The 19,422-nt window shown below is 62.4% G+C and carries 18 protein-coding genes; 12 read left to right on the forward strand and 6 right to left on the reverse strand.

Annotation, left to right across the window (positions count from 1 at the left end; all coding sequences use genetic code 11):
* Nucleotide 1: 1 nt before the first annotated feature.
* From ACYPYQ_RS02545 to rpe, 6 genes are all read right to left on the reverse strand, one after another.
* A complete protein-coding gene (locus tag ACYPYQ_RS02545; RefSeq protein WP_459719028.1) occupies nt 2–1,978 on the reverse strand; it encodes an MASE3 domain-containing protein in 1,977 nt (658 codons plus the stop codon).
* Between the two features lie 6 nt (nt 1,979–1,984).
* The gene (trpD, locus tag ACYPYQ_RS02550) at nt 1,985–3,001 is read right to left on the reverse strand and encodes an anthranilate phosphoribosyltransferase (protein WP_459719031.1); all 1,017 of its coding nucleotides are present in this window, start codon (nt 2,999–3,001) and stop codon (nt 1,985–1,987) included.
* Entirely contained in the window at nt 2,998–3,567 is a 570-nt protein-coding gene (locus tag ACYPYQ_RS02555; protein ID WP_459719034.1) for an anthranilate synthase component II, read from the reverse strand. The genes trpD and ACYPYQ_RS02555 overlap by 4 nt, the downstream gene beginning before the upstream one ends.
* 9 nt (nt 3,568–3,576) lie before the next feature.
* The gene (gene trpE / locus ACYPYQ_RS02560) at nt 3,577–5,064 is read right to left on the reverse strand and encodes an anthranilate synthase component I (protein WP_459719037.1); all 1,488 of its coding nucleotides are present in this window, start codon (nt 5,062–5,064) and stop codon (nt 3,577–3,579) included.
* Nucleotides 5,065–5,173: 109 nt separating this feature from the next.
* Nucleotides 5,174–5,860 carry a phosphoglycolate phosphatase gene (locus tag ACYPYQ_RS02565; RefSeq protein ID WP_459719039.1) on the reverse strand — a complete coding sequence of 229 codons (687 nt, stop codon included), beginning with the start codon at nt 5,858–5,860 and terminating at the stop codon, nt 5,174–5,176.
* Nucleotides 5,860–6,549 (reverse strand): ribulose-phosphate 3-epimerase, encoded by a 690-nt coding sequence (gene rpe, locus ACYPYQ_RS02570; protein WP_459719042.1) that lies wholly within the window; start codon nt 6,547–6,549, stop codon nt 5,860–5,862. The genes ACYPYQ_RS02565 and rpe overlap by 1 nt, the downstream gene beginning before the upstream one ends.
* A gap of 113 nt (nt 6,550–6,662) precedes the next feature.
* On the opposite strand from rpe, the gene apaG reads away from it, so the two are divergent.
* The 12 genes from apaG to murG all read left to right on the forward strand — a co-directional run bounded on the left by apaG (nt 6,663) and on the right by murG (nt 19,421).
* On the forward strand, nt 6,663–7,046 hold the full coding sequence (gene apaG / locus ACYPYQ_RS02575; protein WP_459719045.1) for a Co2+/Mg2+ efflux protein ApaG: 384 nt from the start codon (nt 6,663–6,665) through the stop codon (nt 7,044–7,046).
* A 10-nt stretch (nt 7,047–7,056) separates the two neighbouring features.
* The gene (gene mltA / locus ACYPYQ_RS02580; RefSeq protein ID WP_459719047.1) at nt 7,057–8,232 is read left to right on the forward strand and encodes a murein transglycosylase A; all 1,176 of its coding nucleotides are present in this window, start codon (nt 7,057–7,059) and stop codon (nt 8,230–8,232) included.
* A 267-nt stretch (nt 8,233–8,499) separates the two neighbouring features.
* Complete coding sequence (gene mraZ, locus ACYPYQ_RS02585) at nt 8,500–8,946, forward strand: division/cell wall cluster transcriptional repressor MraZ (RefSeq protein ID WP_459719050.1); 447 nt, start codon at nt 8,500–8,502, stop codon at nt 8,944–8,946.
* Entirely contained in the window at nt 8,943–9,875 is a 933-nt protein-coding gene (rsmH, locus tag ACYPYQ_RS02590; protein ID WP_459719054.1) for a 16S rRNA (cytosine(1402)-N(4))-methyltransferase RsmH, read from the forward strand. The genes mraZ and rsmH overlap by 4 nt, the downstream gene beginning before the upstream one ends.
* Nucleotides 9,868–10,149 carry a cell division protein FtsL gene (gene ftsL, locus ACYPYQ_RS02595; RefSeq protein ID WP_459719058.1) on the forward strand — a complete coding sequence of 94 codons (282 nt, stop codon included), beginning with the start codon at nt 9,868–9,870 and terminating at the stop codon, nt 10,147–10,149. Before rsmH ends, ftsL begins: the two co-directional genes overlap by 8 nt.
* Entirely contained in the window at nt 10,146–11,870 is a 1,725-nt protein-coding gene (locus ACYPYQ_RS02600) for a peptidoglycan D,D-transpeptidase FtsI family protein (RefSeq protein ID WP_459719065.1), read from the forward strand. Before ftsL ends, ACYPYQ_RS02600 begins: the two co-directional genes overlap by 4 nt.
* Nucleotides 11,867–13,366, forward strand: coding sequence for a UDP-N-acetylmuramoyl-L-alanyl-D-glutamate--2,6-diaminopimelate ligase (locus tag ACYPYQ_RS02605; RefSeq protein WP_459719069.1), 1,500 nt, complete (start codon nt 11,867–11,869; stop codon nt 13,364–13,366). Before ACYPYQ_RS02600 ends, ACYPYQ_RS02605 begins: the two co-directional genes overlap by 4 nt.
* The gene (locus tag ACYPYQ_RS02610; RefSeq protein ID WP_459719073.1) at nt 13,363–14,739 is read left to right on the forward strand and encodes a UDP-N-acetylmuramoyl-tripeptide--D-alanyl-D-alanine ligase; all 1,377 of its coding nucleotides are present in this window, start codon (nt 13,363–13,365) and stop codon (nt 14,737–14,739) included. The genes ACYPYQ_RS02605 and ACYPYQ_RS02610 overlap by 4 nt, the downstream gene beginning before the upstream one ends.
* A complete protein-coding gene (gene mraY / locus ACYPYQ_RS02615) occupies nt 14,724–15,827 on the forward strand; it encodes a phospho-N-acetylmuramoyl-pentapeptide-transferase (protein WP_459719076.1) in 1,104 nt (367 codons plus the stop codon). The genes ACYPYQ_RS02610 and mraY overlap by 16 nt, the downstream gene beginning before the upstream one ends.
* Nucleotides 15,824–17,206, forward strand: coding sequence for a UDP-N-acetylmuramoyl-L-alanine--D-glutamate ligase (gene murD / locus ACYPYQ_RS02620; RefSeq protein WP_459719079.1), 1,383 nt, complete (start codon nt 15,824–15,826; stop codon nt 17,204–17,206). The genes mraY and murD overlap by 4 nt, the downstream gene beginning before the upstream one ends.
* Complete coding sequence (gene ftsW, locus ACYPYQ_RS02625) at nt 17,200–18,363, forward strand: putative lipid II flippase FtsW (protein WP_459719082.1); 1,164 nt, start codon at nt 17,200–17,202, stop codon at nt 18,361–18,363. The genes murD and ftsW overlap by 7 nt, the downstream gene beginning before the upstream one ends.
* Nucleotides 18,360–19,421, forward strand: a complete 1,062-nt coding sequence (gene murG, locus ACYPYQ_RS02630) for an undecaprenyldiphospho-muramoylpentapeptide beta-N-acetylglucosaminyltransferase (protein WP_459719084.1) — start codon at nt 18,360–18,362, stop codon at nt 19,419–19,421. Before ftsW ends, murG begins: the two co-directional genes overlap by 4 nt.
* Nucleotide 19,422: the final 1 nt, after the last annotated feature.

Genomic DNA, 19,422 nt, shown 5'->3' on the forward strand with positions numbered 1-19,422 from the left:
TTTAGAGTTGGTATTTTCCTTCGGTGAAGAGTCGCAACGCGGCATCCACGACGTCGGCATCATAGGCCGTGCCGCGATGCGCGCGTATCTCCTGCAGTGCCGACTCGATGCCGAGTCCCGTGCGGTAGGGGCGGTGTGATGCCATAGCCTCGAGCACGTCGGCCACGGCGATGATGCGCGCTCCCGGCAGGATCTGCTCACCTTTCAGTCCCTGCGGGTAGCCGGAACCGTCCATGCGTTCATGATGCTGCAACACCATCTCGGCCACCGGCCACTGGAAGTCAATGTCCTTGAGGATGTCATAGCCGCTCTGAGGATGAGTCTTGATGAAGGAATACTCGATCTCGTTGAGGCGAGCGGGTTTGCTGAGTATCTCGGCCGGGATGGAGATCTTGCCCAGGTCGTGCACCACTCCGGCGAGGTGGATGGCGAAGATCTGTTCATGGGGCAGCCCCATCTCGCCGGCGATGGCGGCGGCAAGGTCGGCCACGCGCCGCTGATGGCCGGCGGTATAGGGGTCGCGCATCTCCACGGTGGCGGCGATGGCCTGCACCGTGTCCTGCAGCCCTTGCTGTATCTTTTCCAGAAAACTCTGCTTCTCCTGCAGGACCTGGTCGCGCTCGGCGCGCATGCGCAGATTGCGGATGCCAAATGAAAGATCCTCGCCCATCTCGGACAGCAGCGCGATCTCGTCGGTCGTGAATGCATCCGGCAAGGCGGCATACAGCGACAGCGTCGCAAAGGTGCTGCCGTTGTCGTGCAGCGGGAGCGAGATGCTGGCACGGTAGCCGTATCGCAGCGCCACGTCCCGCCAGGGCGCAAACAGAGGGTCGGTCGCGATGTCCTGGCAGATGGTGGCTTGCCCGCTGCGCACCGTCAGGCCTGACGGGCCGTTGTTCAGTGCGATGTCCTGCCATGTCGACAGTAGGGATTCCACATAACCGGGCTGTACGGCATGCCAGACCTCGGGTTTGATCGAGTGCGTCGCGTCATCCTGCACATAACCGACCCACGCCAGCAGATAGCCGCCTTTTTCCACGGCTGCGCGGCACATGGCTTCCAGCAGGGCGCGTTCCTCGTGTGCGTGCAGCAGTGTCTTGTTGCCCGCGCTCAGTGTTTTGAGTGCGCGATTGGCGTGTTGCAGGGCATTCTCCGCCTCGCGCACGCGCATGAACGGTTCCTGTACGCTGCCGACGAACACTGTGCGATAGAGCACGGCATAGGCGATGATCTTGTAGACATGCCCCAGCAGATTGAACACATCGGTCACATCGGAATACAGCGTGAAACTCAACTCGCTGAGGATGGAGATGGCCGCCACGCTGAACAGACCGACTGCCTCGCGCGGTTTGCCTCGTTGCGCCTGACGCCAGAACAACACGGTGGCGACCAGCAGCAGCGCGACGATGGCATATTCCGCCGCGATCTTGAAGGTGGTCAGCCCCAGACCGGCGATGAAGGTGCGCGGCAACGCATCCTGGTGGAACAGGCCGACCCAGTACACCACTGCGCTGACAAGGATCGCAACGGACAGCATCGTGTAGCGGGTGTGCGGACGCGCAAGCGGTTGCCACGGGCGCAAGGCGACCGACAGCAAGGCTGCGGCAAAGATGAATCGTGCGGACAGCCAGAAGTTGATCGCCTTTTCGGGGCCTGCGGGCGTCACCCAGTCCGGCATGCCGGCGAAGGACAGCATGTGCGCGAAGTCGATCAGGCCGACCGCCAGCGAAGCGCAGGCGAGGAGGATGATGTTGGCGGCGCGCTCCTTGCTATAGGCGTTCCAGGCGACGCCGAAGATCAGCATGGAGATGATGAGGGAGGCGGTCTCGACCGGCAGGTGGATGCTCTGGTATCTGGAGATGCCTTCGAACGCATGTTGCGGCGGGGCGAACCAGACGATCAAAAACAAGGCTGCCAGCATCAGCAACGGCCAGGCCGCTTTGCGCAATGCAGACCGGTTGTGTGCGAGCGTATCCATTGCCGCTCAGGCGTTGCTCACCTGTATCAGTTGCGCCAGCTTGGCCTTGGCCGCGCCGCTGGCGATGACTTCGGCGGCTTTCTTCACGCCGTTCTGCAGCGTGTCGGAAAGTCCGGCTAGGTAGACGGAAGCGCCCGCGTTCATCAGCACGATGTCCAGCGCCGGGCCGGGCTGGTTGTCCAGCACGTCGAGGATCATGTCGCGCGAAGCCTGCACGTTGCTGGCCTGGATCTCTTCCAGCGAGGCGGTGGAGAGGCCGAACTGCTTGGGATGCACGGTGTACTCACGCACTTCGCCATCTTTCAGCTCTGCCACCATGGTTTCGCCGGTCAGCGTGATCTCGTCCAGCCCGTCCATGCCATGCACCACCATCACGCGCTGGCTGCCCAGGCGTTGCAGCACGCGTGCCTGGATGCCGACCAGGTCGGGATGGAACACGCCGAGCAGTTGCTGTTTTGCGCCAGCGGGGTTGGTCAAAGGGCCGAGGATGTTGAACAGGGTGCGTACGCCCAGTTCCTTGCGCACCGGCGCGGCATGCTTCATCGCGCTGTGGTAATTCGGGGCGAACATGAAACCGAAGCCGGCCTCGCTGATGCACTTCGCGGTCTGTTCCGGCGTCAGGTTGATGTTGATGCCCAGCGCTTCCAGCACGTCGGCGCTGCCCGATTGAGACGATACCGAACGCCCGCCGTGCTTGGCGATCTTCGCCCCTGCGGCTGCCGCGACGAAGGCCGAGGCGGTGGAGATGTTGAAGGTGTGTGCACCATCGCCGCCGGTGCCGCAGGTGTCCACCAGCCGGTTGTCGTCCGCGATATCCACCTTGGTAGAGAGTTCGCGCATCACCAGCGCCGCACCGGCGATCTCGCCGATGGTCTCCTTCTTCACGCGTAACCCGGTGATGATGGCCGCGATCATCACGGGCGTGACTTCGCCGCCCATGATCTGCCGCATCAGCGACACCATCTCGTCGTGGAAGATCTCGCGGTGCTCGATGATGCGCTTGAGTGCGTCTTGCGGCTTCATGGTTTGCCCTCCAGGAAGTTCTTCAACATGTCATGGCCGTGCTCGGTCAGGATGGATTCCGGGTGGAACTGCACACCGTGCACGGCCAGCGTCTTGTGGCGCACGCCCATGATCTCGCCGTCGTCGGTCCAGGCGGTGATCTCCAGGCAGTCGGGCATGGTCTCGCGCTCGATCACCAGCGAATGATAGCGCGTGGCGGTGAACGGCGAAGGCAGGCCAGTGAACACGCTGTTGCCGTGGTGGTGGATCAGCGAGGTCTTGCCGTGCATCAGCGTCTTGGCGTGGATGATCCTGCCGCCGAAGGCCTGGCCGATGCTCTGGTGGCCGAGGCACACGCCGAGCAGCGGTATCTTCCCCGCGTAAGTCTTGATCGCGGCGACCGAGATGCCCGCCTCGTTCGGTGTGCAGGGGCCGGGCGAGACGACCAGGTGCTGCGGGTTCATCTTCGCGATGTCATCCACCGTGATCTCGTCGTTGCGCTTCACCACCACATCCGCGCCGAGCTCGGCGAAGTATTGCACCAGGTTGTAGGTGAAGGAGTCGTAGTTGTCTATCATCAAAAGCATGGTGTCCTCCTAGCGGTGGGCTTGGGCATCGAGCCCGTCCAGCACCATCTCCGCAGCGCGCAGCACGGCGCGCGCCTTGTTCTGCGTCTCCTGCCATTCGCTCTCGGGCACCGAGTCGGCGACGATGCCCGCACCCGCCTGCACGTAGAGCATCTTGTCCTTCACCACGGCGGTGCGCAGGGCGATGGCGACGTCCATGTCGCCGTTGAAACCGAGGTAACCGACTGCGCCGGCGTAGATGCCGCGCTTGGAAGGTTCCAGTTCGTCGATGATCTCCATCGCGCGCACTTTGGCCGCGCCGCTGACCGTGCCGGCGGGGAAGGTGGCTTTCAGCACATCCATCGCATCCAGGCCTCGCTTCAGCTTCGCCTCGACGTTGGAAACGATGTGCATCACATGCGAGTAACGCTCGATCACCATCTTGTCGGTGAGCTTCACCGTGCCGTGTTCGGCCACGCGGCCGATGTCGTTGCGACCGAGGTCGATCAGCATCAGATGCTCGGCCAGTTCCTTTGGATCGGCCAGCAGTTCTGTTGCCAGTTCGGCATCCTGTTGCGGGGTCTTGCCGCGCGGTCGGGTTCCGGCAATCGGGCGCACGGTGACGGTGTCACCTTCCAGTCGCGCCAATATCTCCGGCGAGGAGCCGACCACGTGATGGTCGCCCATGTCGTAATAGAACATGTAGGGCGAAGGATTGATGCTGCGTAGCGCGCGATACAGCGACAGCGGCGATGCCGGGAAGGGCTGTGACATGCGTTGCGACAGCACCACCTGCATGATGTCGCCGTCGAATATGTATTGCTTGGACTTCTCCACCGCAGCCTTGAAGGCCGCTTCGCCGAATTCCGATTTGGCTTCGACATGTTGTGCCGGCGGTACGAACGGGATGTCTGCCGGCAGGCGCATCATGCCGATCAACTCGCGCAGACGGTCGCGCCCGAGCGGGTAGGCGTCGTCCTGTGCCGGATCGACATACACGATGAAGGTGAGCTTGCCGGACAGGTTGTCGATCACCGCCAGTTGTTCGGTCAGCATCAGCAGGATGTCGGGCGTGCCCAGCGTATCCGGCTTCCGTGTCCGGGCCAGGCGCGGTTCTATGTAGCGCACGGTGTCGTAGCCGAAGTAACCCGCCAGACCGCCGGTGAAGCGCGGCAGGCCGGACAGCGGCGCGACCTTGAAACGCTTCTGGTAGTCGCTGATGAAGTCGAGCGGATGTTCGACCTGTTGCGTCGTCTCGCCACTGGCGTTGGTCAGTGTGACCTGGTTGCCGCGCACCGAGATGCGTGTCTCGGCCGGCAGGCCGATGAAGGAATAACGACCGAAGCGTTCGCCGCCCTGCACCGATTCGAGCAGATAGCTGAACGGCTTGTTGGCCAGCTTGAGATACAGTGACAGCGGCGTGTCCAGATCGGCGAAGGTCTCGGCGACCAGCGGGATGCGGTTGTAGCCTTGTGCGGCTAATGCGTTGAATTCTTCCTGAGTGATAGGGGACAGCATAAAGACCTCTCTAGTGTTGTGCGATGACCATGGGTGGACGCGATGTCCGGTGATGCCGGATCACCATCGCCACCAGGTCGTCTGCAATAAGAGGTCGGTATGGGTCATGTCAGTTTGGTTTGATGAGTGGCAACACGCCGGTGAGATCGGGAATGACTGCATCCACGTTCAGTGTCTCCACCGGCTCGCCGTGATTGTAGCCGTAAGGTACGCAGATGATGGGGCATCCTGCGGCACGTGCCGCCTGCGCATCACTCAGCGAATCGCCGACCAGCAGCAGATGTTCGATGGTACAGCCGAAGAACTTGGCCGCGTGCAGCAACGGCAGTGGATGCGGCTTCTTCTCGGGCAGTGTGTCACCAGCCAGCACGATGTCGAAGTAGTGTGCCATGCCGATGCCTTTGAGCAAAGGCGTGGTGTAGCGCTCGACCTTGTTGGTGATGCAGCCGAGACGGAAACCCGCCGCTTTCATCGCATCGAGCCCTTTGATCACATTGGGGAACGGCTTGCTCTGCAGCAGCAGCGCGGTGTAATGCTGCTCGAAGATGGGCAATGCCTGGTCGAACAGCGCGGCATCCGGTTCGGCATGCATGTCGCCGGTCAGCGCACGCTTGACCAGCCAGTGGATGCCGTTGCCGATATAGCTCATCAGCAGGTCTTGCGACACGGGTGGACGGCCCATGTCGCGCAACATGCGGTTGGCCGATTCGGCCAGTTCCGGTGCGGTATGCAGCAGGGTGCCGTCCAGGTCGATGACGATGGCCGAGACAGCCAGCGGGAAGTCCTGGTACGCCATTACTTGCCGACTTTGGCCAGCTCTGCGCGCAGTTCGCCGATGATGGTGTTGTAGTGGTTCGCGTCTTTGTCGTTCTTCTTGCCGAACACGGCAGAACCGGCCACGAAAGTGTCGACGCCTGCTTCAGCCACTTCCTTGATGTTGGCCGGGCCCACGCCACCGTCGATCTCCAGACGGCACTTGTAACCGCCGGCGTCGATCATGGCGCGTACCTTGCGTGCCTTGTCCAGCACGTGCGGGATGAATTTCTGACCGCCGAAGCCGGGGTTGACCGACATCAGCAGCACCATGTCCAGCTTGGGCAGGGTGTACTCGAGAATATCCAGCGGTGTGGCGGGATTGAACACCAGACCAGCCTTGCAGCCGAGTTCCTTGATCATGCCGATGGTGCGGTCGATGTGCTCGGAGGCTTCCGGGTGGAAGGTGATGTAGGTCGCGCCGGCCTTGGCGAAGTCGGGGATGATGCGATCCACCGGCTTGACCATCAGGTGCACGTCGATGTCTGCAGTCACGCCGTGTTTGCGTAGCGCTTCGCAGACCAAGGGACCTATGGTCAGGTTGGGCACGTAGTGGTTGTCCATCACATCGAAGTGCACGATGTCCGCACCGGAGGCCAGCACGTTGTCCACTTCCTCGCCCAGCTTGGCAAAGTTTGCGGAGAGGATGGAGGGGGCGATCTGATAATCCATGAGAGTTCCTTTAATTGAGACGGGTTTGAATTTTGGACGCGCATTTTACCTGAAATGCGCCCTGCGCCGCTGTGCGGCTTGTCATGACATGTAAAATACGGTGAAATGCAACGATGGATGATTCTTCTCGATATCGTGTTCACGTTGCCGTACAGGTACGCCATCTGGCGGAACAATCCGATGAGGCGGATGAACGCTTCGTTTTCTCCTACACCATCACCATCACCAATCAGGGGCCGCAGGCGGTGCAGTTGCTGAGCCGTCACTGGATCATCACGGATGCCAACAACCACGTGCAGGAAGTGAAGGGCAAGGGGGTGGTCGGCGAGCAGCCGGTGATCAAGCCGGGCGAGAAGTTCGAATATTCAAGTGGCACCGTGCTGGCCACCCAAGTGGGTACAATGTCGGGCAGCTACCGCATGCAAGTACTGGACGGTGGCGAGTTCACGGTCCCCGTGCCCCAGTTCGTATTGAGCGTGCCGCGCACGCTGCATTAGTCAGGAAACGATGAAGTCTCTCTTGCCCGTTCGTAATCTGGCCCTGCTGTTGGGCCTCAGTGTCTGGTTGTCGGCCTGCAACATGTTCAAGCCTGCGGTGATCGAGCCGGTGCCGCCGGTCGGCAAGGTCTCGCCCGATTTCATGCTGGCCAGCTGGTCGGAGCTACCGGACTGGCTGAATCAGGAATTGCCGGCCTCCTGGCCGGCGCTCGAGCAGAGTTGCAGTGCACTGCGCTACAAGACTTTGTGGTTGCCGATCTGCGATGCGGCGAAAGCCATCGCACCGGACGACCTGATGGCGCAACGCACTTTCTACGAGACCTGGTTCACTCCCTATCGCGTCCTCAACCCGGACGGCACGGATACCGGACTGGTCACCGGCTATTACGAGCCCCTGCTATACGGCAGCCGCAAGCAGAGCGCCAAATACCCCTACCCGGTCTATGCGCCGCCGGAAGACATGCTGGAAGTGGACATGGGTGAACTGTATCCAGAATTCCGTGGCAAGACGGCGCGCGCCCGTCTGGAAGGCAAGCGTGTCGTGCCCTACTTCAATCGTGCCGAGATCGATGCGGGTCGGGCCGAGGCGCTACAAGGCCATGCCTTCCTGTGGGTGGACAACGAAGTGGAGCTGTTCTTTCTGCAGATACAGGGTTCGGGGCGTGTCCAGCTGGAGGATGGCACTCGCGTCAAGATCGGCTACGCCGACCAGAACGGGCATCCCTACGCGTCCATCGGGCGGCGTCTGATCGATATGGGTGAGATGACGGCAGACCAGGCTTCGATGCAAAGCATCAAGCGCTGGGCTGAAAAGAATCCGGAACGGCTCGCAGTGTTGCTGGGGCACAACCCCAGCTATGTGTTCTTCCGTGAAATGCCGGATGCGATCTCGGGTCCGGTGGGGGCATTGGGTGTGCCGCTCACCAACGAATACAGCATCGCAGTTGACCGGCGCACCATGCCGCTCGGCGTGCCGGTGTTCCTGTCCACGACCCAGCCCAACACCGAAGAACCGCTCAATCGCCTCATGTTCGCGCAGGACACCGGCGGTGCCATCAAGGGGGCGGTGCGAGCCGACTTCTTCTGGGGTTTCGGCGAGCTGGCTGGTGCCAAAGCGGGGCGCATGAAGCAGCGCGGTCGCATGTGGGTGCTGTTCCCCAAGGGCGGCGAGCCGACACTCAACTGAGTCATTCCTCTGTGCAGTTCCTTCATCGGGACGATGCGAAGTATCGTGTCGTCCTGCCAAATATATAGACCTTCCATCACAAACAACTTTAGCTGTTTTGTGCAATCCATTGCTTTTTAAGCGTATTTATTTTATCTCAACGAAAGCCGCTAACCCTTTGTCCTGAAAAGAAAAAAACCCATTTTCCTGCTTGACCGACCCGATTGTTTTCAATATAGTGGGACCCAGTGGTAAAAAGTGGGAATAAATGGGAGGCAAAGGGGTTCCATGTTCCAAGGGGCGGCGCAATTCAATCTGGATGGCAAGGGCAGGCTGACGATACCCACGCGGTATCGCGACATGCTGCTGGCCCATTGCGCCGGTCAGTTGGTGCTGACCGCCGATGCCGACGGTTGTCTGCTCGTCTATCCGCAGCCCGAGTGGCAACCCATCCGCGAGAAGCTGATGCAGCTTTCCGCTTTCAATCCTAAAACGCGCGCTTTGCAGCGCTTCTTGGTCGGTCATGCGGAAGACGTGGTCATGGATGCTGCCGGGCGCGTGCTGATCTCCGCGACCTTGCGTGATTACGCCAAGCTGGACAAGCGCGTGATGCTGGTCGGTCAGGGCAACAAATTCGAATTGTGGGACGAGGCGCGCTGGCAGGCGCAGTACGAGAAGATGACTAGTTTCTCGATGGACGATCTGCCGCCGGAGCTGGAAGGGTTCACCTTGTGAGTGACGCGTTCGCGCATGCGACCGTCCTGTTGAACGAAGCGGTCGATGCGTTGCAGGTGCGGCCGGATGGCATCTACGTGGACGGCACTTTTGGTCGCGGCGGGCATAGTCGCCTGATCATGCAGCGCCTGGGAGCGCAGGGGCGATTGATCGCACTGGACAAGGATCCGGCGGCCATCGCAGCAGGGCGCGCGATCAATGATGCGAGATTCACGCTGGTGCATCGCGGCTTCGAGCAGCTGGCGCAAGTGCTGACCGAGCAGGGCGTGGACAAGGTGGATGGTGTACTGCTGGATCTGGGGGTGTCGTCGCCGCAACTGGACGACGAGCAGCGTGGCTTCAGTTTCCGTTTCGATGCGCCGCTGGACATGCGCATGGATACGAGCAGTGGGCAGACGGCAGCCGAATGGCTGGCGACCGTGGAAGAAAGAGAACTGGCGGAGGTGATACGTGATTACGGCGAAGAACGGTTTGCTAGGCAGATTGCAAGGACGATTGTTGCTGCGCGCCAGGAGCGGGCTATCGAGACAACCGGGCAGCTCAGCGACATCGTGGGGCAGTGCGTGCGCACGCGCGAACCGGGCAAGAACCCGGCCACGCGAACCTTTCAGGCTATACGGATTCATCTCAATCGCGAGCTCGAAGAGCTCGAGAATGTTCTTCCGCAGTGCGTGGGGCGTCTGAAAGCGGGCGGGCGCATGTCCATCATCAGCTTCCACTCCCTTGAAGACCGCATCGTGAAACGTTTCATGCGCGACATGGCGCAGGGCGACAAGGTGCCCAAGTTCGTGCCGATCCGCGCGGCGGACGTTCCGCAGGGGAAGCTCAAGCTGATCGGCAAGCCGGTGTTCGCATCGGCTGCCGAGCTGGCAGCCAACCCGCGCGCGCGCAGCGCGGTGCTCAGAGTGGCGGAGCGGCTGGGTGGCTAGGCTGAATGTAGCGTTGCTGATTCTGGTCATCGCCTGTGCGTTGGGAGTCGTCACCTCCCAGCACAAAGCGCGCAAATTGTTTGTGGATCTGCAGTACGAGAAAGAACGGGCGCAACAGATGGATGTAGAGTGGGGCAAATTGCAGTTGGAGCAGAGCACGCTGGCGATGCCGACGCGCGTAGAGAAGCTCGCACGCCAGCAATTGCAGATGCACATGCCTGTCAGCGACCAGATGCACCTGGTGCGCATCGACGGTGACGGGGTGCGGCCATGAACTACGCCTCGCTCCCCCAGACCTCTGCGCAGCTTGCCTTGCCCGCCTGGCGCTCGCGCCTCCTGTTCGTGCTGTTGCTGCTGGTGATGCTGGCGCTGTTCGCGCGAGCCGTCTACCTGCAGGGGATCAACAACGATTTTCTGCAGCAGAAAGGCGATGCGCGCTATGCGCGCGTGATCGAGGTGCCCGCGCATCGCGGCATGATCACCGACCGCAACGGCGAGCCGCTGGCGATCAGCACGCCGGTGGAGTCTGTCTGGGCCAGTCCGGCCGAGGTGGTGATCGATATGCGCCAGCTGATGAACCTCGCGCGGGCGCTGGATATGAAACCCGAGGCATTGCGCGACAAACTTCAGGCGCGGCGCGATTTCGTCTATCTCAAGCGCCAGTTGCCGCCGGAGCAGGCGCGCAAGGTGGCGGCACTCAATATCCCGGGTATATCGCTGCAACGGGAATACAAGCGCTACTACCCGGCGGGCGAGGTGACTTCCCATCTGCTTGGCTTCACCGATGTGGACGATAACGGTCGCGAAGGCATCGAGCTGGCGCTGCAGGAGACGCTGGGCGGCAAGCCGGGCAGTCAGCGCGTGATCAAGGACAGGCGCGGGCAGATCATCGAGGACGTGGCCAGTCTGCGTGCGCCGAAAGAGGGCGGCGATGTCGCGCTGAGCATAGACAGCAAACTGCAGTTCCTGGCGTTCCGCGAGATCAAGCAGGCCGTGATAGACCACAAGGCCCAGTCCGGCTCCATCATCGTGCTGGATGCGAGGAGCGGCGAGGTGCTGGCGCTGGCCAATTGGCCCACCTACAACCCGAACAATCGCAAAGGTGCGACGCTGTCCGTGATGCGCAATCGTGCCGTCACCGACCTGTTCGAGCCCGGCTCGACCATGAAGGCGTTCGCGGCAGCCGCCGTGCTGGAAGAAGGGAAGTTCAAGCCGGATACCCGTATCGATACCGGCGACGGCAGGCTGACCATCAACGGCCGCACCATCCACGACACGCATCCGGACGGTGTGATGACCGTCTCGCAGATCATCCAGAAATCGAGCAACGTCGGTTCGGCCAAGATGGCGTTGTCGCTGACGCCGCATACGTTCTGGGGGCACCTGAGCGATGCGGGTTTCGGCATGCGAACCGGCAGCGGTTTCCCCGGCGAAGCGACCGGCATCCTGCGCGATTTCAAGACATGGCGGCCCATTGAGCAGGCCACCATGTCCTACGGCAACGGTATCTCGGTCAACCTGTTGCAGCTTGCCCGTGCCTATACCGTGTTCGCCAACGACGGAGAACTCAAGCCGGTCAGCATGCTGCGTCAAACCGGGCACGTGGCGGGCGAGCCGGTCTATTCGATACGCACCGCGCGCGCGGTGCGCGACATGCTGGAACTGGTGGTGAAGCCCGGCGGCACCGCGCCGCTGGCGCAGATCCGCGGCTATCGCGTGGCGGGCAAGACGGGGACCGCGCACAAATTGCAGAACGGCCGCTACGTGGATGAGTACGTCGCCTCCTTCGTCGGCATGGCGCCGGCCTCCGATCCACGCCTGATCGTGGCCGTGATGGTGGATGAACCGTCCGGTGCCCAATACTACGGCGGACTGGTCGCCGCGCCTGTTTTCCAGAGTGTGATGAGCGCTTCGCTGCGCGCGCTGGACGTCCCTTACGATGCACCGCTGAACAATGTCCTGCAGTCCGCACAACTGGTGGAGGAGGAGACATGAACGCGCTTCGACTCGGTGAACTGGGCATGCTGGGTATCGAGGTCAAGCGCCTCGTCTCGGATAGCCGCGCGGTACGGGCGGGCGACACCTTCGTTGCCTATCCCGGTGAAGGCAATGACGGGCGTCGCTACATCGCGCAGGCGATCGCGAACGGCGCCAATGCGGTGATCTGGGAGGCGCAGGATTTCGTCTGGCGTCCGGAATGGACGGTGCCCAATCTGCCGGTGCATGGTCTGCGTCAACAGGCCGGATTCATCGCAGACAGCATCTATGGTCAGCCGTCGGCCAAATTGTGGACGGTGGGGGTGACCGGCACCAACGGCAAGACCTCGATCAGCCAGTGGCTGGCACGCTGCTTTTCCGCAGTAGGCAGCAAGAGCCTGGTGATCGGCACGCTGGGCAACGGTTTTCCGGATGCCTTGCAGGCGAGCGTGAACACCACGCCGGATGTGCTGCATCTGCATGCGCTGCTGGCCGAGGGGATACGGCAGGGTGCGCAAGCAGCGGTGATGGAAGTCTCCTCGCATGCGCTCTCGCAAGGGCGCGTCAACGGCATGCAGTTCGATGTGGCGCTGCTCACCAACCTCACACGCGACCATCTCGATTACCACGGCGACATGCAGCACTACGCCGCGGCCAAGCGCAAGCTGTTCGACTGGGACAGCCTCAAATTCGCCGTGGTCAATCTGGACGATGCCTTCGGCGACGAACTGGCCACCTCGCTGCGCGACGGTGCGGCGGAAGTGATCGGCTATGGCCTGAGCGAAGAGGCGCTGCAGCGCGCCGGCCGTCTCGGCATTCGCATGGTGCACGGCAAACTGGTACGCGCGGACATGCAGGGCATGTCCCTGACGTTGCATACCAGTTGGGGTGCGGCGGATATGAACAGCCGTCTGGTCGGCGTGTTCAATGCCTCCAACCTGCTGGGTGCGCTGGCAGTTTTGCTGGCAAGCGGGGTGGCCATGGAAGACGCCGTGCGCGAGTTGGGCCTGCAAAAGGCGGTCGCCGGACGCATGCAGACACTGGGTGGCAAGGAAGTGCCGATGGTGGTGGTGGATTACGCGCACACGCCGGATGCGCTGGAGAACGTGCTGAAGACGCTGCGCGAGGCGACTGAACCGGCCGGCGGTCACGTCATCTGCGTGTTCGGTTGCGGCGGCGACCGGGATCGCGGCAAGCGCCCGATGATGGGCAAGGTCGCCGAGCGCTTCGCCGATGTGCGCATCGTCACCAGCGACAATCCGCGCAGCGAAGATGCGCATTCGATCATCGAAGAGATCCGTGCCGGCATGCAGGGCGAGTGCCAGGTGATCGAGGATCGCGCGCGCGCCATCGCGCAGGCCATCGACCATGCGCGTATCAACGATACCGTGCTGATCGCCGGCAAGGGACACGAGGAATATCAGGAGATCGCCGGGGTGCGCCATCCCTTCTCCGACAGCGAACTGGCGCAGCGCGCGCTGAGCATGTGGAAACCCGAGGAGCGCTGGTCATGATGCTGCTCTCACAGGCCGCCGCCGCATTGCATGCCAGCATGGACGGAAATGATGTGCGCTTCACCGCCGTTTCCACCGATACGCGCAGCATCGCGCCGGGCGACCTGTTCATCGCGTTGCGCGGCGAGCATTTCGACGGCGCGCAGTTCGTCGCGCAGGCCGCGCAAGCCGGTGCGGTCGCGGCCATCGTGAAGGAAGGCAGCGTACTGGAAGAAGTGGGATGCCCCGTGTTGTTCGTGCCCGACACGCGCCTCGCGCTGGGAAAACTGGCCGCGTACTGGCGCAGGCAGTTCGACATTCCGCTGCTCGCCGTCACCGGCAGCAACGGCAAGACCACGGTCAAGGAGATGCTGGCAGCGATCTTCGCTGCGCACGCGGGCGAAGACGCCGTGCTGGCGACACGCGGCAACTTCAACAACGACATCGGTATGCCGCTCACCCTGCTCAAGCTGCGTGCGCAACATCGCTATGCCGTGATCGAGATGGGCATGAACCACCCCGGCGAGATCGCATATCTCACGCATCTCGCGCAGCCCGATGTGGTGCTGGTCAACAACGCCAGCGGTGCGCATCTGCAAGGACTGGGTTCGGTGGAAGGGGTGGCGCGCGCCAAGGGCGAGATCTTCGCCGGGCTGCAAGGTAACGGCACCGCAGTCATCAATGCCGACGATGCGCATGCCGGACTGTGGCGCACGCTGGCGGACAAACATCGCGTGTTCGACTTCGCGCTGGAACATAACGCTGCCGTGAAAGGCGAATGGCAGGCACAGGGTTTCGGCGGGGAACTGCGTGCGTTCACTCCGGCGGGCGAACTGCGCGTCGTGCTGCAGGTGCCTGGCGAACACAATGCGCGCAACGCGCTGGCTGCCGCAACCGCAGCGCTGGCCGTGCATGTGCCAATTGCAACTATCGAGCGCGCACTGGAATCCTTCGGCGGCGTGGCGGGACGCTTGCAGCGCAAACAGGCGCTGGGCGGCGCGACGCTGATCGACGATACCTACAACGCCAATCCGGCTTCCATGCATGCCGCACTGGAGGTGCTGGCGCAGGCGACAGGCAAGCGCATCTTCGTGCTGGGCGACATGGGCGAACTGGGCGACAACGCGGCACAGTTCCATCGCGAGATCGGCATCGCCGCACGCGAACTGGGCATCGAAAAGCTGTATGCGTTGGGCACGCTCAGCGCGCAAGCCGTGGCCGAATTCGGGAACGCTGCAACGCACTTCGCGGATGTGGAAGGTTTACTGGCTGTACTCGAACAAGAACTGGACGCGCAGACCACGGTGCTGGTGAAGGGCTCGCGCTTCATGAAAATGGAACGCGTGGTGCAGGCCTGCGCGTTGCAACAGGAGGAAACATGCTGCTCGCATTAGCCCAATGGCTATCACAGGATATCCGCGCATTCAGCGTGTTCAACTACATCACGCTGCGCGCAGTGATGGCCGCGATGACCGCGCTCATCATCTCCTTCATGCTCGGTCCGTGGATGATCCGCAAACTGACCGCGATGAAGATCGGCCAGTCGGTGCGCAGCGACGGCCCACAGACGCATCTGGTGAAAGCCGGCACGCCGACCATGGGCGGCGCGCTGATACTGATGTCCGTGGCGATCACTACCCTGCTGTGGGGCGATCTGCACAACGCCTATGTGTGGGTGGTGTTGCTGACCACGCTGGGCGTGGGGGCCATCGGCTGGGTGGACGACTACCGCAAGGTGGTCTACAAGAACCCGGACGGGCTGTCCGCGCGCGCCAAGATGTTCTGGCAATCCCTGATCGCGCTGGCGGTCGGAATCTATCTGTGGACGCATGCCACGTTGCCGCAGCACACCGAGATCATCGTGCCGTTCTTCAAGAACTTCGTCATCCCGCTCGGCATGGTCGGTTTCATCGTGCTGGTGTATCTGGTCATCGTGGGCAGCAGCAACGCGGTGAACCTGACCGACGGTCTGGACGGCCTGGCCATCATGCCGACCGTGATGGTGGCGGCGGCGCTGGCCATCTTCGCCTATGTCGCCGGACACGCCGAGTTCGCCAAATACCTGGGCGAACCCGCTATCCCCGGCGCGGGTGAACTGGCCGTGTTCTGCGCCGCCATCGCGGGAGCCGGACTGGCCTTCCTGTGGTTCAACGCCTATCCCGCCGAAGTGTTCATGGGCGACGTCGGCGCGCTGGCGCTGGGTGCGGCGCTCGGCGCAGTGGCGGTGATCATCCGCCAGGAACTGGTGCTGTTCATCATGGGCGGTGTGTTCGTGGTGGAGGCGGTGTCGGTGATGCTGCAAGTTTCCTGGTTCAAATACACCAAGAAACGTTACGGCACCGGCCAGCGCATCCTGCTGATGGCCCCGCTGCACCATCACTTCGAGCAGAAGGGCTGGAAAGAGACTCAAGTCGTCGTGAGATTCTGGATCATCACGATGTTGTTGGTACTCATTGGATTGTCCACGCTGAAACTGAGATGACATCTTTGCGCGACAAATCGGTGCTGATACTCGGTCTCGGTGAGACCGGGTTGTCGCTTGCGCGTTTCCTGCATGCGCAGGGCGCGCGGCTGCGCGTCGCCGATAGTCGTGCAGAGCCGCCCGGTGTGGCGACATTGCGCAGCGAGATGCCGCAAGCCGAGATGCATTGCGGCGCGTTCGACGACGCGCTGCTGCAAGGCATAGACCGCATCGCCATCAGCCCCGGGGTGCCGATGGCCGAACCGTTCGTGCAGCGCGCGGTCGCGCGGGGCATCCCGGTCGAGGGCGACATCGAACTGCTGGCGCAACAGATTGCGGATGCGCAGCCGAAACCGAAAGTCATCGCCATCACCGGCGCCAATGGCAAGACCACCACCACCAGCATGGTCGGTGCGATGTGCGCCGCCGCCGGGCTGGATGCGCAAGTGGCGGGCAACATCTCGCCCGCCGTGCTGGATGCCTTGCGCGAGCGCGGCGGCCACCAGCCGCAAGCCTGGGTGCTGGAGTTGTCCAGCTTCCAGTTGGAGACGACCCATACCCTGAACGCGGATGTGGCGGTGGTGCTCAATGTGAGCGAAGACCATCTGGATCGCTATGCGCACAGCATGGATCTTTATGCTGCCGCAAAGACGCGCATCTATAACGGTGACGGCGTACAGGTGCTCAATCGCGACGATGCGCGCAGCGCGGCGATGGGGCTGGCCGGACGCAAACAGGTGACCTTCGGGCTGACGCCGCCGAGCAGCGAGCTGGACTGGGGGATCGGCAAGGAAGGTGCGATCACCTGGCTGATGCAGGGCGCGCAGAAGGTGATGCGCGCCGACGAATTGCAGGTGGCCGGTCTGCACAATGTGGCGAACGCGCTGGCCGCGCTGGCGCTGTGCCGTGCGCTCGACTTGCCGCTGCCGCCGCTGGTCGCGGCATTGCGCGCCTTCAAGGGTTTGCCGCACCGTGTGGAAGAAGTGGCACAAGTGAACGGCATCACCTATTACGACGATTCCAAAGGGACCAACGTCGGGGCGACCGAAGCGGCGCTGAATGGTCTGGGAAAACCTGCAATCGTGATCCTGGGCGGCGACGGCAAGGGGCAGGATTTCTCGCCCTTGAAAGCGGCAGTGGAAAAGCATGCGCGCGCCGTGGTACTGATCGGCCGCGACGCGCCGCTGATCGCACGCGCAATCGCTGGATGCGGCAAGCCGGTATTGAACGCGCGCGACATGGAAGATGCGGTACGCACCGCGACGGCCAATGCACAGCGCGGGGACGCGGTGCTGATGTCGCCCGCCTGTGCCAGCTTCGACATGTATCGCAACTACCTGCATCGCGCGGAAGCATTCGTCGCTGCGGTGCGGAAACTGCAAGCGGAGGCGACATGTTGAATACCGCATTGAACGCACCGCGTCGCGCCATGGCCGAATACGACACCGTGCTGGCCTGGCTGGTCACCGCGTTGCTCGCCATCGGTCTGGTGATGGTGTACTCCGCGTCCATCGCCACCGCCGAAGCGGGCCGTTATACCGGCCACCAGGCGACCTACTATCTGGTGCGCCACAGCCTGTTCATGGCGATCGGTCTGGCTGTTGCGATGGCGGCATTCATGGTGCCCACGCAGAAATGGCAACAATATGCGCCGGTGCTGTTCGTGATCGGAGTGGTGTTGTTGATACTGGTGTTGATCCCGGGCATCGGAAAGTCGGTGAACGGAAGCCGCCGCTGGATCTCGCTGGTCGTGTTCAACATGCAACCTTCGGAATTGATGAAGCTGTTCGCCGTGCTGTACGCCGCCGACTATGCGGTGCGCAAAGGCGCGGTGCGCCACCGCTTCGTGCAGTCCTTCGTGCCGATGTTCATCGTGATGGCACTGGTTGGTGCCTTGCTGCTGCTGGAGCCGGACATGGGCGCCTTCGTGGTGATCTGTGCCATCGCGATGGGCATGCTGTGGCTGGGCGGCTTCAACCTGAAGATATTTGGCGCGCTGACCGTTGCGCTGCCACTGGCCTTTGCCGCACTCATCTTCTCTTCCGAATACCGTATGCAGCGCGTACTCGGTTTCCTCGACCCATGGTCCGATCCCTACGGCAAGGGCTACCAGTTGAGCCATGCGCTGATCGCCTTCGGGCGCGGCGAGTGGCTGGGCGTCGGCCTGGGCGGCAGCGTGGAGAAACTGTTCTATCTGCCGGAAGCGCATACCGACTTCCTGCTGGCTGTGATCGCCGAAGAGCTGGGCCTGTTCGGCGTGAGCGCAGTGCTGCTGCTGTTCGGCTGGCTGATCGTGCGCGCCTTCGCCATCGGCCGCCAGGCCGCGATGTCGGACCGCCTGTATGCCGCGCTGGTGGCGCAGGGCATCGGCGTGTGGCTGGGCGTGCAGGCGATGATCAACATCGGCGTGAACATGGGCGTACTGCCGACCAAGGGTTTGACCCTGCCATTCCTGAGCTTCGGCGGCAGCGGCGTGGTGGTGAACATGGTGGCGGTGGCGGTGTTGCTGCGTATTGATTACGAGAACAGGCGTGTTGCGAGGGGGCTGCCGATATGAGCCGCACTCTCATGGTCATGGCAGGCGGAACCGGCGGGCATATCTACCCGGGGCTGGCGGTCGCTGATGCGCTGCATGCGCAAGGTTGGAACATCGTCTGGCTGGGCGCACCGAACAGCATGGAAGCCGAACTGGTGCCCAAGCATGGGTATCCGGTGGCATGGGTGAAGTTTTCCGGTGTGCGCGGCAAAGGGCTGATTCGTTTGCTGATGCTACCGTTCACCTTGCTGCGTGCACTGGGACAGAGCGCGGTGGCGATCCTGCGCCATCGGCCCGATGTGGTGCTGGGCATGGGCGGCTACATCACCATGCCGGGCGGATTGATGGCGGCATTCCTGCGCCGGCCGCTGGTGGTGCATGAGCAGAACTCCATCGCGGGCATGAGCAACAAGATATTGGCCAAGCTCGCGACCAAAGTGCTGAGCGGTTTTCCTGATGTACTGAAAGGCACTGAGTGGGCCGGCAACCCGGTGCGTACCGACATCGCAGCATTGGCTGCACCGCAAGTGCGCTACGCATCGCGCAGCGGCAAGTTGAATGTGCTGGTGGTGGGCGGCAGTCTTGGAGCCAAAGCTCTGAACGATGCGTTGCCGCAAGCACTGGCGTTGCTGGAGGTGGATGCAAGACCGAATGTTGTGCACCAGACCGGCAAGAAGAATTTCGAAGCAGTGCAGCAGCTATATGCACAAGCCGGGGTACACGCCGAAGTTCGCGCTTTCATCGACGATATGCCGCAACAGTATGCGCAAGCCGATGTGGTGATCTGTCGCGCGGGGGCGCTGACGGTCGCCGAGCTGGCGGCGGCGGGTGTGGCCAGCGTGCTGGTGCCGTTCCCGTTCGCGGTGGACGACCACCAGACTCACAACGCGCGTTTCCTGAGCGAGCGCGGCGCGGCGATCCTTTTGCCGCAACAGGAATTGAGTGCGGACAAGCTGGCACAACTGCTGCGCGAACTGGACAGGGAAAAGTTGCTGGCGATGGCACAGGCTGCACGCAGCCTGGCCAAACCGGATGCAACACAACACGTGGCGCAAGTTTGCGTTGCCTTGGCGGGATAGA

It is taken from the genome of Sideroxyarcus sp. TK5 (assembly GCF_054601595.1).